The sequence below is a fragment of the Pirellulales bacterium genome (assembly GCA_036499395.1).
Classification (GTDB): Bacteria; Planctomycetota; Planctomycetia; order Pirellulales; family JACPPG01; genus JACPPG01.
Window position 1 is genome coordinate 67,889 of the sequence record DASYDW010000136.1, and the last position, 14,487, is coordinate 82,375.

General features: G+C 60.7%; 12 protein-coding genes. 5 read left to right on the plus strand and 7 right to left on the minus strand.

Going from position 1 to position 14,487, the window contains the following annotated elements; translation table 11 throughout:
• The first annotated feature begins 15 nt into the window (after positions 1-15).
• Positions 16-900: a UbiA-like polyprenyltransferase gene (locus tag VGN12_28715; protein HEY4313468.1), complete on the plus strand. Its 885-nt coding sequence runs from the start codon at positions 16-18 to the stop codon at positions 898-900.
• Between the two features lie 198 nt (positions 901-1,098).
• On the plus strand, positions 1,099-2,235 hold the full coding sequence (gene mqnE, locus VGN12_28720; protein HEY4313469.1) for an aminofutalosine synthase MqnE: 1,137 nt from the start codon (positions 1,099-1,101) through the stop codon (positions 2,233-2,235).
• A gap of 42 nt (positions 2,236-2,277) precedes the next feature.
• Here mqnE and recG read toward each other — a convergent pair whose 3' ends face one another.
• The 4 genes from recG to priA all read right to left on the minus strand — a co-directional run bounded on the left by recG (position 2,278) and on the right by priA (position 9,146).
• Positions 2,278-4,371 (minus strand): ATP-dependent DNA helicase RecG, encoded by a 2,094-nt coding sequence (gene recG / locus VGN12_28725; protein HEY4313470.1) that lies wholly within the window; start codon positions 4,369-4,371, stop codon positions 2,278-2,280.
• Between the two features lie 33 nt (positions 4,372-4,404).
• Entirely contained in the window at positions 4,405-4,878 is a 474-nt protein-coding gene (gene rnhA, locus VGN12_28730; GenBank protein HEY4313471.1) for a ribonuclease HI, read from the minus strand.
• A gap of 68 nt (positions 4,879-4,946) precedes the next feature.
• Positions 4,947-6,719 carry an ATP-binding protein gene (locus VGN12_28735; protein ID HEY4313472.1) on the minus strand — a complete coding sequence of 591 codons (1,773 nt, stop codon included), beginning with the start codon at positions 6,717-6,719 and terminating at the stop codon, positions 4,947-4,949.
• A 141-nt stretch (positions 6,720-6,860) separates the two neighbouring features.
• Positions 6,861-9,146, minus strand: a complete 2,286-nt coding sequence (gene priA / locus VGN12_28740) for a primosomal protein N' (GenBank protein ID HEY4313473.1) — start codon at positions 9,144-9,146, stop codon at positions 6,861-6,863.
• Between the two features lie 195 nt (positions 9,147-9,341).
• Between priA and nadD the strand changes: the two genes are divergently transcribed.
• Positions 9,342-9,995: a nicotinate-nucleotide adenylyltransferase gene (gene nadD / locus VGN12_28745; protein ID HEY4313474.1), complete on the plus strand. Its 654-nt coding sequence runs from the start codon at positions 9,342-9,344 to the stop codon at positions 9,993-9,995.
• A gap of 15 nt (positions 9,996-10,010) precedes the next feature.
• Here the strand turns inward: nadD and VGN12_28750 are convergent, their stop codons facing one another.
• A complete protein-coding gene (locus tag VGN12_28750; GenBank protein HEY4313475.1) occupies positions 10,011-10,268 on the minus strand; it encodes a hypothetical protein in 258 nt (85 codons plus the stop codon).
• Positions 10,269-10,532: 264 nt separating this feature from the next.
• On the opposite strand from VGN12_28750, the gene VGN12_28755 reads away from it, so the two are divergent.
• Positions 10,533-11,351 carry an ATP-binding protein gene (locus tag VGN12_28755; GenBank protein HEY4313476.1) on the plus strand — a complete coding sequence of 273 codons (819 nt, stop codon included), beginning with the start codon at positions 10,533-10,535 and terminating at the stop codon, positions 11,349-11,351.
• Here the strand turns inward: VGN12_28755 and VGN12_28760 are convergent.
• A complete protein-coding gene (locus VGN12_28760) occupies positions 11,348-12,019 on the minus strand; it encodes a hypothetical protein (GenBank protein ID HEY4313477.1) in 672 nt (223 codons plus the stop codon). The two genes, VGN12_28755 and VGN12_28760, sit on opposite strands and share 4 nt — an antisense overlap.
• 375 nt (positions 12,020-12,394) lie before the next feature.
• Between VGN12_28760 and VGN12_28765 the strand changes: the two genes are divergently transcribed.
• On the plus strand, positions 12,395-12,772 hold the full coding sequence (locus tag VGN12_28765; protein ID HEY4313478.1) for a VOC family protein: 378 nt from the start codon (positions 12,395-12,397) through the stop codon (positions 12,770-12,772).
• A gap of 627 nt (positions 12,773-13,399) precedes the next feature.
• On the opposite strand, the gene VGN12_28770 is transcribed toward VGN12_28765, so the two are convergent.
• The gene (locus VGN12_28770; GenBank protein HEY4313479.1) at positions 13,400-14,347 is read right to left on the minus strand and encodes a metallophosphoesterase; all 948 of its coding nucleotides are present in this window, start codon (positions 14,345-14,347) and stop codon (positions 13,400-13,402) included.
• Between the last annotated feature and the right edge of the window lie 140 nt (positions 14,348-14,487).

Genomic DNA, 14,487 nt, shown 5'->3' on the forward strand with positions numbered 1-14,487 from the left:
GAATCGAGCAACGTCATGCAGCGCCTGCGAATGATCCTGGAAATGATCCGTTTCAGCCATACGGTATTTGCGTTACCGTTTGCGCTGCTGTCGGCCGTCATGGCCTGGACACTCTCGGCTCATGACGAACCGCCTCGATCTTGGCGCTGGCAAGAGATCGTCGGTATCGTCGCCTGCATGGTATTCGCTCGCAGCGCGGCGATGGCATTCAACCGCCTGGCCGATCGCCGCATCGACGCCGAGAATCCGCGCACGGCAATGCGACATTTGCCTGCCGGCCTGCTGAGCGTCGGAAGCGTCACGGCGTTCGCCGTTATCTGCTCGCTGGCGTTTATCGCTTCGACGCTGCTGTTCCTGCCCAACCGCTGGCCGATCTACCTGTCGTTGCCAGTGTTAACGTTCCTGCTGGGCTACAGCTATACGAAGCGGTTCACGTCACTGGCGCACTTTTGGCTGGGTGCGGCGCTAATGCTCGCGCCGGTGGCGGCCTGGATTGCGGTACGCGGCGAGTTGGCCTGGCCGCCGGTGGTACTCGGCGCGGCGGTTCTGCTATGGGTCGCAGGCTTCGACATCATCTACGCCTGCCAGGACGTCGACTACGACCGCGGCCGAGGGTTGCGCAGCGTGCCAGTGCGATTGGGAGTGCAGGACGCGCTTCGTCTGGCCGCCGTGTGCCATCTGGGAACCGTGGCTCTGCTGTTCCTGCTCCCCGTGGTTTACCCATTACTGGGATGGATTTACCTAGCCGGCATCGTGGCCGTGGCGGCGTTATTGATCTACGAACATTGGCTGGTCCGCCCCGACGACCTGACACGCGTGAACATGGCCTTTTTCAACGTAAACGCCGTAATCAGCATCGGATTGTTCATCGTCGCGGCCCTGGACCTTTACATGCGATAGGAAAACGAGCCCGTTTCGCTGGCGACAAGGACCATCAGGCATTTTCCGGCATAGTGGTGACTGCTAAATTGAAGCGATCGTTCTGTACCCTGCCTCCGCCAGGCCGAGAGGCTCCCGGGGTCACAGGCCCCCGGCTACAGACGGTCGCCAAGGACTTTTCATAAATAGGAACCGGCGCTCGGGCGCTGGCTGTGAACCATGATTAAAGCCGTCCCCCCAACACTTGAGTCGATCCGCGCCAAGGTCGAAGCGGGCGAACGTCTGTCATTCGATGACGGAATGTTCCTCGATAATCCGGCCGTGCCACTCAACGAAGTGGGGGTGCTCGCCAATCTGGTGCGCGAGCGGAAGAACGGTTCCTACACCTATTACAACATCAACACACATCTCAATCCGACGAACGTCTGCGTGTATCGCTGCACGTTCTGCGCATTCCGCTCCGATCTGCGCGACCCGAAGGGGTACGCCATGAGCGACGAGCAGATTCTCGAGCGTGGTCGCGAAGCTGTCGACAGCGGTTGCACCGAGATGCACATCGTCGGCGGGCTGCATCACCAGCGAAAATACGATTGGTACCGCAACATCATCTCGATTTTGCACGCGGCCTATCCGCAGTTGCACCTGAAGGCCTGGACCGCAGTCGAGATCAATTGGTTTCAGCACCTGACCGGCATGTCGATGCAAGAGATCCTGGTCGACCTGCGCGAAGCAGGCCTGGGAAGCATGCCTGGCGGCGGCGCCGAGATTTTCCATCCGGAAGTGCGCGACCAGATTTGCGAGCACAAGGCCGACGCTCAGAACTGGCTCGACATTCACCGCACGGCTCACGAGCTCGGTCTGCGTACCAATTGCACCATGTTGTATGGGCATATCGAAAACTCGTTCCACCGCGTCGACCATCTGATTCGACTGCGCGAACTGCAGGACAAGACCGGCGGATTCCAGACGTTTATTCCACTGGCGTTCCATCCCGACAACACGGGACTGAGCCACATTCGCAAGCCATCGAGTGTCATGGACCTGCGCACAATGGCCGTCAGCCGCCTGATGCTCGACAACATCGATCACATCAAGGCTTACTGGATCATGCTCGGTATCGGCACGGCCCAGGCCGCGCTCTCCTACGGCGCAGACGATCTGGACGGCACCGTCCGGCACGAACTGATCTATCACGACGCCGGCGCCGAAACGCCGGAAGTTCTCACCGTCGACGCCATCAAGCAGTTGATCGTCGAAGCCGGACGCGAACCGGTCGAACGCGACACGCTCTATCACCGCATCGAGCGTGAGGGCGGCACCTGGAAGACGGCCGAAGCCATCACGACAGCCCGCTGATCAAACGGACTTACGCCAATAGCTTGTCGCGAAAACGCGGGGCTATCCCACGCTTCCCAAGTCCAGCACTTGGCCGTAGCGCACCAGCACCATGCGTCGCAGGCGCTCGTGCTCTGGTTTAGCCAGGCCGGGGTCGTCAGCGACCAATTGCTGGGCATCGCGACGGGCCTCTTCCAGCACGGCCGCGTCGGCAAGCGGATCCGCAACCCGCAATGGCGGCAAGCCGTGTTGCCGGGTGCCCAGCAGGTCGCCGGGACCGCGTAGCGAGAAATCAATCTCGGCCAGCTCGAAACCGTCCGTCGAACGAACGAACGCTTCGAGTCGTTTCTCCGAATCAGGCGACGTCGGCTCGGCAAACACGCAGCAAAAGCCCGAGTGGGCGCCGCGACTGACGCGACCGCGCAGTTGATGTAGCTGAGCCAGGCCGAACCGTTGCCCGCTCTCGATCGTCAACAAAGTCGCATTTGGCACGTCGACGCCGACTTCAACAACCGTGGTCGACACCAGTACCTGAATCTGCCCGTTGCGAAACGCGTCCATGACCGCATCCTTTTCCGAGGCTCCCATGCGACCGTGGATCAGTCCGAGTCGAAACGCCTCGAGCGGTCCGCTGGCCAACGCTTCATACGCCTCGTCCAGGCTGGTGGCATCCACATCGGCCGACGTTTCCACCAGCGGTACTACGACGTACCCCTGCCGCCCCTCGCGCAGTTTGCGGCCAAAGAACTCCCACCACCGGTCGCGCTGCTCAAGCGTGGCCAAATAGGTCCGCACCGGCTGCCGCCCCGGCGGGGAATCGCGCAACGTCGAGACGTCCAAATCGCCGAACAACGTCATGGCCACGGTGCGCGGAATCGGCGTGGCTGTCATCACCAGGTAGTGCGGGTCGAGGCCGGCCTGCTTCAGGCTCGCGCGCTGGCGGACGCCGAACTTGTGCTGCTCGTCGATCACCACCAACCCCAGCTTCGCAAACTCGACGTCCGCTTGCACGATGGCCTGCGTGCCGATCACCAGATCGAGTTCGCCGGCAGCGATTTTTTCGAGCGTCGCGCGCCGCTCGGCCGACGTCAGCGACCCGGTCAACAGGCCCCACCGTACCCGGCTGGCCGTGAGGAACTGTTCGATCGTGGCCGCGTGTTGTCGCGCCAGAATTTCGGTTGGCGCCATCAGTGCCGCTTGTTGGCCATGCGCGATCGCGAGCAATAGTGCATAGACAGCGACAACAGTCTTACCGCTTCCCACGTCACCCTGCACCAACCGATTCATCGGGTGGGGGCGCGTCAGGTCAGCCGAGACTTCGGCGATCACCTGGTTCTGACCGGCCGTGAGTTCGAAGGGGAATAGGCGGCGGATGCGCGCGTCGATCTTGGCCGACGCCTCGAGCGGGGGCGCTTGTCGCTGCTCGTACTGCGTATATCGTTTGATCGCCAGGGCCAACTGCATGACCAGCAACTCTTGATAGACAAAGCGCCGTCGAGCTCGCGCGAGAGATTCGCGCGTCGCCGGCGTGTGTATCTGCTCGACGGCTTCGCGTATCGGCGCCAGATTGTGCGTGGTCAGGTAGTCCGCCGGAAAGACCTCGTCCAAATGCTCGGCCATCGTCTCGACGACGCTACTGACAATGCGACGCATCTGCCCCTGCCGCACCCCTTCGGTCAGTGGGTAAACGGGCAGCAGTTTACCGCGTGGATCACCTTCCTCGCCTTCGAGATATTGCAGGTCAGGATGTACCATTTCGTAGATGCCACCGCGGAAACGCACCTTGCCCGAGACGAGCAATTCCTGCCCGACGGGCAACCGCTTGGCCATGAAGGGCTGATTGAACCAAATGGCGCGGACGTTTCCGGCCTCGCCGCGAATGAGCGCGCCCAGCACGGTGCCGCCTGACGATGTGTGCCGCTGGTCCAATTCGACGACCGTACCGTGTAGTCGGACGATCGCCTCGTCCTGCAGATCGCCGACGATGGCCAGATCAGTCAGATCTTGATAATCGCGCGGGAAGAAGAAAATCACATCCCGCGCCGTCTCCAGCCCTAGCTTGCGCAGCATCTCGGCGCGATTTGGGCCCACCCCCTTCAGGAACTGGATAGGGGTGACGAAGGATTCGGCCGGCGACTTGTCTTGAGTGGAAGACATCGCCCTATTCTAGCGAACGACGCGCCGCTGCAATTAGCGGAACTGCTGAATGGCGGCTACGGCCAATTCGTCGCAACGCTCGTTCTCGGCATGGCCGCTGTGCCCGGCGACCCAGGTGTATTTCAACCGGTGAGTGGCGACCAGCGCGTCGAGTTCGCGCCAGAGATCTTCGTTCTTGATTTCGGCCCAGCGTTTCCCTTCACGTCGGCGCCAGCCGTTGGCCTTCCACTTGGGCATCCATTCCGTCAGCCCCTTGCCAACGTAGACGCTGTCGGCGAAGAGTTCGACACTGGTCGGACGCGTCAGCGTTTCCAGTCCGCGCACGACGGCCGTCAGCTCCATGCGGTTGTTCGTGGTAATCTTCTCGCCGCCCGACTGCTCGACTTCCTTGCCGGATGCCGGATGTCGCAGGATAAACGCCCAACCGCCGGGCCCCGGGTTACCGCTGCACGCGCCGTCGGTAAACAGGTGTACCTCGACATCGGGGGACGTGGCAGGCTTGGACATGGCGAATATTCGAGCGTGACGGTGAAAGTGCTAACGGGACAAGAAGACCGGCGCGATGTCCGGTTCGGTTACGATCGCGCGGCGCTGGCCTCGGTCGGAAGCGGCGACCTGAGGAAATCCGATCGCTCGACGCTGTCCGACGCGGGCATCGTGGTGGGAATTGCCGTGGCGAACTGCACCTGCTCAGGCAGGCTCCAGGGCAAGCGCACGGTAAACTCGCTCCCCTTGCCCAGCTCGCTCTTCAGCGAAATCTCTCCGCCCAGCAATTTACACAGTTCCTTGACGATCGATAGCCCCAGTCCGGTGCCGGAGAATTCTCGCGTCATGGCGTCACCGCCGGTGAGAACCGTGTGACCCTGGCGGAATTTCTCGAAAATCGCGACCTGATCTTCTTCGGCAATGCCGACACCGGTGTCGGTGACCACCATCAACAAGTCGCCCCCCGCATCGCGCCGTGCCGAGACGAGGATCCGCCCCCCCTCAGGCGTGAACTTGATGGCGTTGGAGAGCAGGTTGTTCAGAATTTGCTGAACCTTGCTTTGATCCTGGTGCAATTCCGGCAGATTCGCCGTCACGTCGACGTCGAGGTCGATGTTCTTGCGCTCGGTCAATGGCCGCGCCATGTCGCACTGCGATCCGATGACATGCTCGATCGGGAAGTCGATCAAGCGGACTTCCATCTTGCCGCTTTCGATTTTCGCCAGGTCGAGAATATCGTTGATCATGTCCAGCAGCATCTTGCCGGATTTTTGGATGTTCCCCACGTAGCGTTTTTGCCGATCGTCGAGCGAATCGATCGAGCCCAGCACGTCACTGAAACCGATGATGCTGTTCAGCGGGGTGCGCAACTCGTGGCTCATCGTGGCCAGGAAGTCGCTCTTCAAGCGGTTCATTTCGAACAGCCGCATGTTCATCTGGGCCAATTCATCGACCTTGACGTCCAGGTCCAGGTTCAAATGCCGAAGTTCTTCCTGTGCGGCCATCAAATGGCGCAACATGCGATTGAACGCCACGCCCAGCTCTTCGAATTCATCGGCTGTGTGAATATCGGCCCGCTGCTCGACATTGCCGCGGCTGACCGCGTCGCTGACGTCGCGCAGGTGCTTCAGTGGCTTCACGATGACGTAGCGCACAATCACGTACGAAGCGACCATCGCCAGAAAAACCGTAATGATGGCAGTGCTAAGTAGAATCGCGCGGTTCTTTGCCAGGTCGACGCGCGTGGGATCGTTCGGAATATCGACCCGCGCGACCGAGATCAAATCACCGGCCTCGGGCGGACGCCCGTAAGAGACGCCCAGGCTTCCCAGACCCGCGATCGACGTTGCCGGATCGCCTCCGACAGCACCGGCCGCTGGGCGATGGCAGACAATAGTGCAAGAATCTTGCACGCGAATCGGCTGGTAGTAGTGATACTCGGATCCATCAGCCGAAAAGCGATCAGCGTATTCCGCCACCCCATCGACGGGGCGGGAGTTCATGAAATTATCGATCAGCCGCTTTTCAAAAGCGTTCTCCGGCTTTTCGATAGCCGGGGCCGAGGTCAACCCGATGAAGCGGTATGTGAAATCCTGTTGTTCCAGATCTTCGCTGAACAGCGGAACGATCCGCTTGAAGGCCTCGTTCGTCTCCAGCTTCTCCCAGTGCGTCCGCGTCAGCACCGTGTCGACGATCAGGCGTCCTTTGTCGGGATTCTGCTTGTAAACCAGATCCTCGGTTTGCTTGCCGTACCACCAGAAGCTGCCCGTGATCAACAGCAGCAAGCAGGCTCCGAACAGGAAACGGCATTTCCGCTCGAGGCTCGTCTCACCGAGGACGCGTTTAAAGGATCGGTATGACATCACTAACTCTTGCGGCAGATCACCCCAGGCCCAAATTGCATTGTAAGTGCGTTCACACGGCAGGGCCAAGATCAATCGAACGCCGTACCGGCCAAAAAAGCCTTAACTCCTGACGTCGAAACCAACTGCGATGCCCTAGGCCTACAGCATATCGAGGGGATCGACGTCGGCGATCCATTGCACATCATCAGGGGGAGGCAATTGCTGCTGGGCGTGCCGTATTGCCGCGCGGAGGGTGGCCGCGTCCGGCCCCTGCAACTGAATTTGAAAGCGATATTTGCCGCGCAGCTTGGCGATGGGCGCCGCCGCCGGTCCTAGAATTCGTGTGTCCTTGCTATCCGGCCCAAGTGATCGCGCGATGCTGGCGGCGATCGCTGCGGCAAATTCCTGCGTTATCGTTTCACGCGTTCCGCGCACCACCACGCGAATCATCGAGGCAAACGGCGGATATCCCAGCATGCGCCGCAGCGGCAGTTCGCGATCGGCGAACGCCGAATAATCATGGCGTACCGCCGCCTGGATCGCAGGATGGTCCGGGCTGAAAGTTTGTACTAGCACGCGGCCCCCGCGCGATCCGCGCCCCGTGCGGCCAGCGACCTGAACGAGCAACTGAAACGTTCGTTCGGCCGCGCGAAAATCTGGCAAGTGCAAGGCTGTGTCCGCATTCACCACGCCGACCAGCGTCACGTCCGGAAAGTCCAACCCCTTGGCGATCATCTGCGTGCCGAGCAGAATGCGCACGTCGCCACTGCGGAACGACGCTAGCGCCCGCTCGTGGCTGCCCGGCGATTGCATCGTGTCCGTGTCCATCCGCAGCGAAGTAAACTCAGGGAACCGCGTGCGCACCTCGGCTTCGAGCTTTTGCGTCCCCAGCCCACGGTAACGGATGCCGGGCGAATTGCATTGCGGACAAACGTGCGGCGCCGCGATTTCGTAATCGCAATAGTGGCATAGCGCGACGGCGCGCTGCCAATGATGCGTCAGCGCAATATCGCAATGTGGGCAGCGCACCACTTCGCCGCAGGCGGGACATTGTAAATGGGTCGAAAAGCCCCGCCGGTTCAACAGTAATATCACCTGGCCGCCGTCAGTTAATGCTTCCTGCATTGCCAAACGCATCGGCCGGCTGAGGGCGCCGCTGCCAGCGCCGCGCTCGAATTCATTGCGCAGGTCGATCGTCCGCACATCAGGCAATGGCCGGTCTAGTACGCGGCGCGGCATCTCAACCAATTGGTAGCTGCCACTTCGTGCCAGGTGCCAGCTCTCGAGCGATGGCGTTGCCGACCCCAGGACCAAAGGCACTCCCTCGGCTCGCGCGCGTTCGAGCGCCACGTCGCGCGCGTGATAGCGCGGCGCACTGTCCTGCTTGAACGACGCCTCGTGCTCTTCGTCGAGCACGATCAAACCCAGCCGCGGGACCGGTGCGAAGACCGCGCTGCGAGCGCCGACCACGACCGGAACTTCGTCCCGCGCGATGCGCTCCCAATGCCAGCCTCGTTCGGCGTCCGTCATGTGACTGTGCAGCACCGCCACCTGGCCGAAGCGGGCACGGAAACGTTGCTCGGTTTGTGGCGTAAGACTGATTTCAGGAACCAGCACGATGGCCTGTCGTCCGTACGACACGACCTCTTGAATCGCGCGGATGTAAACCTCGGTTTTTCCGCTGCCGGTAATCCCGTGCAGAACGATCGTCTTATGCTGCTTCGCCTCGAGCGCCCCCATGATCGTCGCCAGAGCCTGCTGCTGATCATCGTTCAACGCGTGGTTAGCTTCGCGCTCTGACAGTGGCTTGTCGTAGGCGTCCTGCCGCACGCGAATCACGTCCGAACGCAAGAGCCCCTTACGACGCAATGCCGTAATCGGCGCCGCGGTGCAGGCCAGCGTTTCCATCAGCTCGTTTTGCAAGACGGGCTTCGCAGCCGCGACCAAGTATCGGAGTACTTGCAACTGCTTGGTCGGCAGCTTTAACGCATCGAGCTGCGCGAATACCTCGGCGGGCACCGAAAGCACGTTCGCGCGCCGCGTCCCGGCTTGATGGCGCACCGCTGCCGGAAGCATGGTGTCGAGCGCCTGCGTCCAAGTGCAAAGATACCGCTCGGCAATCCATTGGCTGAGCCGGAACATCGTCGGGCTGAGCAAGCATTGCTCGTCAACGACCTCAGCAATTTCCTTCAACCGTCGATTTGTGGCCTGCTGCGCCAGGGCGACACAATATCCGATCCGCGTGCGATTGCCGTGCCCGAGCGGCGCATTCACGCGACACCCCACCTGAACCCGCCCGCGCAGGCTCTCAGGCACGAGGTAATCGAGCGGCTCGGTCGGGCCGATCGACAAGAGGACCGACGCCACCAGCACCTCGCTACGGTCGTCCAGCTCCCAGGCGGGTGCCTCGCTGTCGAACAATTCTTGTTGCTGGCCGGCTTTCAAGCTGATCTTTCCGCGTGATCGACGGCTCGTCGATGGTCCTGAGAGGGCCGGTTCGGTACGATACGACGACTTGAAGAACTGCTCATGGGCGGGATCTGGCGGCGCCCGACGACGACGGTAAAAACGAAATCAGTCCGCAATTCAATATGGGGCTCTGCCGGCGGTCCTGCAACCGTCTACGAAGGTGTGATTCGCATGCGACTAGGGCTGTTCGGCGGCTCATTTGATCCGGTCCACTATGGACACCTGCTGCTAGCGGAGTGTTGCCGCGAGCAATGCCGGTTGGACGAAGTGTGGTTTCTGCCGGCAGCCACGCCCCCGCACAAGCAAACGCGCGAATTGACGCCCGCTGCGCAGCGAATCGAAATGCTCGAACTGGCCATCGGCGGTCAGACATCGTTCAAGGTATGCCGGGCCGAGATTGAACGCGGTGGCGTGAGCTACACGGTGGATACCCTCGCACAACTAACGCACGAGGATGGCGGCCGACAGCTTTTCTTCTTGCTGGGGGCGGATTCGTTGGAAGATCTTCCCCATTGGCGTGAACCGGCCAAGATCTGCCAATTGGCAACCCTGGTCGTGGTTGGCCGCCCCAGCGCGCCGCCCCCCAACTATGCGCCTCTAACGACTCTGGTAACACCCGAGCGACTTGAGGAAATCCGCCGCCATCAGGTAGAAATGCCGCCGATCGGCCTGAGCAGCCGCGAAATCCGGCAGCGCGTCGCGGCGGGATCGAGCATTCGCTACCGCACCCCGCGCGCGGTGGAAAAATTTGTCGAATCGCAGCAGCTTTACCGGACGCCCAATTCGGCGAGCACCGCTACCGCCGCGAAGCCTGAATCGTGCTGAAGCGGCAGCAAACGTTTAGGCGGCGCGACGCGTTTCGAGGAACTGTCGCAAAGCAGGGTCGACTTTGTCGCGCCATCCGGCCCGTTCGCGGGATAACGCATCGGCCACGATGTGCAGTTTATCGAGGGGACTGCTGGCAAGATCGAGAAACAGCCACTTCTCGCCTTTAATCTCGCAGCCTCCACCCGGCCCATCGAGCCAGTCTTGGCGGACGTGATAGCCCAGCGAGGCGGCGGCGCCGAGCGCCCGTTCCAAGAGTTCGACCGTGTGCATCCGAGCACCTCCTGCCCGACCGGAGAATCCTTTCCGACGGTATCGATAACAGCGGGCGGATTATAGCGGCTTGCGTTTCAGTTGCCCAGGCGAGCACGACGATACGATCCAAGTAACTAACTCTCGATCGATCAAGGAGTTAGTCTTTTCAGGCGGCGCAAACAGGCGAGTCCAGCGGGAAAGCGGAGAGCTTTCCGTATGCGCGGCCCCGGGCAGGATGAGGCCCGGCGCAAGCAGGGTCGACTTTGCGGAACGAAGGTAATCATGCGCGGTGCAGACGAAATATCGCTCGAAGAGCAGGTAACGATCCTCAAGGAACGGTTGGCCCAAGCGCAGAAAATGACTGCGCTCGGCGAGCTGGCCAGTACGACCACGCACGAGTTCAACAACGTTCTGACGACGATCATTAACTACGCCAAGCTGGGGCTGCGCCATAAAGATATCGCGACGCGGGAAAAAGCCTTCGAAAAGATCCTGCTGGCCGGTACGCGCGCCGCGAAAATCACCAGCACGATTCTCGGCTTTGCCCGCAACCGGACGAATTCTTTCGAAGCAACCAATATGGTCAAGCTGGTCGAGGATTCGCTGCTGCTGCTGGAGCGCGAGCTGAATAAGTACCGCATTACGGTCGAAAAGTACCTCGACGCGGTGCCCCAGGCTTGGACGAACCCGAACCAGATTCAGCAGGTCCTATTGAATCTACTGATCAACGCGCGCCAGGCCATGCCGCAAGGTGGACGCGTCATCATCAAGCTGGCGCACGACGCCGAGTCCAACACCGTCGACCTGGTCGTGCGCGATAATGGCTGCGGGATGTCTCCCGAGGTGCTGCACCGCATTTTCGACCCCTTCTTCAGCACCAAGGCCGGACCGGACGCCAGCGGCAAAGGTGGTACCGGCCTGGGATTGGCAATGTGCCGCGAAATCATCGAGGCGCATCATGGGCGCATTCGCGTCGATAGTACTCCCGGCAAGGGAACGGCATTCACGCTGAAGCTGCCCGTGGCAGCCGCGCCGGTTCTCTCAATCGAAGGCGCGAGCATCGCAGCTACTACATCGGTTCCCGCACCACCGGCCCGCTAATCGGGCGGCGGAGTTAAACACTCGCCGGGGGGCGGTGCGCCGAAGCGTTGCAAGAGATCCCCGATGATCCGCTGTTCGAGCGCCGTATCGCGCCCCATCGGAATCCAACCCAATGAGAACGGTTGCGGCCCAATCGGCCCGCGTGCGCGACCGTACGTGGGAAAGCTGTCGAGCGTTGAAGTGGGACCTTGCGTCTGGTCGTTGTAACGATCGAGCGAATCGTCGTTGCGGAATGTGGCGTTACCCGCGTTTGAATGGTCGGGCCGGCGCAGGTCTTCCAATTCTTTGTACACGGCAACGTCGACCAGGTATCCGCTTTCCTGCGGCACGACCTGAATGATGGCGCGCCGACGAATCGTTTGATACGTCGATTCCAGTCGTTCATAAAAACCGACGGAATCCTTGCGCCACGGCTCGAGCAGAGTGGCGCCAAGCTCAGGCACAGTATCGATTCGGCCGAGCGTCGGCATATTGTCGACCAAGCGCACGCGATCTTCGCGCTCGATGTCGAAATAATTGTCGACCACTACGACCAGCTGATCCCAAAACACATCGCGATCCATCGGCGGAGCAAGCACGGGGTTCTGATACGCGATCGGCGGCGGCTTAACGGTCGCGCAGCCGCTTAGCGCGACAAGCAACCACAGCAGTAGGCCGAAATAGCGCATCGTCTTTCCCGGGCCGTGGCCGCGCGCAAGGCGCCGCCTGAACCCATGGGCGGAGTGTCGAATGAACGTTGAGAAGTGAGCCCGATCGTTTTCGATGGGCCGCATAGTCTCGCGAAACACGACAGTGCCGGCAAGATCATCCCAGCGAAAACGGCCGCTAAGTCTCTGTTCGGCCTGGGGCGAGCGGGCAGTTTAGGAAGAAACGGCGATTCTCTCCCCCCTCTCGACGAAATCTCGCATGCTGCTAGCAGTCGGCGGAGCGATTCCAACCGTGATCTAACAGGTAGTTTGCTTGAGGCCGGTTAGCTGACGGGTGATGATCTTAACCATCGAGCGTTTTCGGATTTTCGCAGGCCGTCGGACCATGAGGAGTGCATGAATTCCGCCACGTTCCGTCAGGTGCAGCCGATTCTCGGTTCGCGCGATCTCGCCAAGGCGGTTAACTTCTATGTCGAGCGGCTCGGATTCACCCTCGCGTTCGGTGATCCAACCATTGCAGTCAACTATGTCGGACTACGGCGGGACGGCGTCGAACTGCATATTCAGTTTCAGTACGAACACGAGATGCAGACAACCAGGCTCCGGATCGTCGTCGATGATCCGGATGCGCTCTACGAAGAGTACCGAAGCAAGGACGTTTTCTACGAAGGAACGCACCTGAAGGACACGCCTTGGGGAACTCGCGAGTTCGCACTCTATGATTTGGACCGAAATGCGCTGACATTCTACAGACACCTTTCTAAGTCGGGTTAACCGCCGCGTTGTTTACCCTCTCGTCATCGTCGGGCGCAAGATGATCCGACGGCCCGACGCCGCGACGTTGACGAGGAGTTAGCCTTCACTTCCGTCGCGGTTGGCCGTTTTGCGGCACCCTGCACGCCGGCAGGTTTTTGAGCCGCATCGGGAAGTGGTGCGGGAAGCTTTTGCGCCCCTGCCGCGATCCACGAGCGAATCGTCTCTTTCTCCTCGACGGACAACGGTCCCGTTGGCGAATCGCGCGGTGGCATCTCGTCGCGGTGAACCACCTCCCATAGCTCGGACTCCTGCGGGGATGTTGGTATGACTAGCTCAGGGTTGGCAGCCAGCCGTGACAGATCGAGCACGTAACCGAACCGGCCCTCGGGATGGGCGAGATCAGATCCGTGGCAGCCGGCGCACCTGGCGGCAAAAACGGCATGCACTTCGGTAGCGAAGTTTTGCCGCACCTCCGCTGCCCCTTGTGTTCGCACAAGACAAATGAATCCCAAGACGAACGGCCATGCGACAACTCGACGTAACCCTCTCATGGCTAACCTCTGCTTCTTGACATGAAGATTGGTAATCGCGCCGCCGGCCGGTCCCCCCGGGGGCTAACAGGGGAGCCGGACCAGGCGGCAACGATTATTCGAGCGTGGGATCGACGATCGCGAGTGAGCCGGCGTTTTCGACATAGGCCACTCTGGTGATGCCCAGGGCGCCACGTAGCCGGGACGCTGGCAAGTCGCGTATTGGTCCCGGCGTGCCCTTGCCGGGCTCACTTTGCGGAAAGGCCGTCGAACGAGCGGTGTGGAAGACAACCCTGCCTTCGACCTTTTGCATGATCTGATGGATGTGACCATTCAAGATCGTGACCGAGCCGAAACGTTTGAGCAGCGATAGCGCTCGCTCAGCGTCTTGGGTACCCCAACCCCACTTTTCGTAGACTGCCCACAACGGAACATGGGCGAAGACAACGATGGGGGTACTGTCGGAGATCCCCGATAAATCCTTGCCCAACCATTGCAGCTGTTGGGTGCCCAGCAGCCCAAGTCCGGCCACGCTCCCCGACTTGGCACTGGCCACATTCACCAGTCCCACAAAGTGGGCGCCTCCGAAGTCAAAGCTATACCAGCCGCTTCCCTGCGTTCCTCGACCGAATCGCTCGCGATAGAGTTCGTTATCGTCCCCCTCGAAATCGTGCTCACCCGGTACATAGAGCACGCGGGCTTTCAACTCCTTAAGCACCTCGGCGACCGTATCGAATTCTTCGGGCTTGGCGAGGTGCGTCAGATCGCCGGTGTGCAAGACGAACGAAGGGGGCTGCGGCAGTGCATTGATTTTGGCAACTGCCCTTTGCAAGGTGGCCACTACGTCCCGGTTCGGATCCTTGCTAAAGCCAATGTGGCTGTCGCTGATCTGCACGAACGAGAAATTGTTTCCGCCAGGTCGTTTCAACTGTTGGCCGAATACTTGCCCCGCAGGGAGGCCGCCACTGAGGGTCCACAGCAGCCCGGTGCCGGCCCACGCCATACATTCCAAGAAACCACGGCGGTCGATATCGTTGTCAGTCGAAGACGTTTGATCTGCCATAACGGACTTCTCCCATTCGCAGAGGTTATGATTGGGTTGCCAGAGCCTCGAGCGAAATAAGCGCCATGCTGTGGACATTTCGCAGCGAGTTCGTTTGCCACGGCACCTGCGAAGCGATCGCTTCCACGAATAGACTGGCC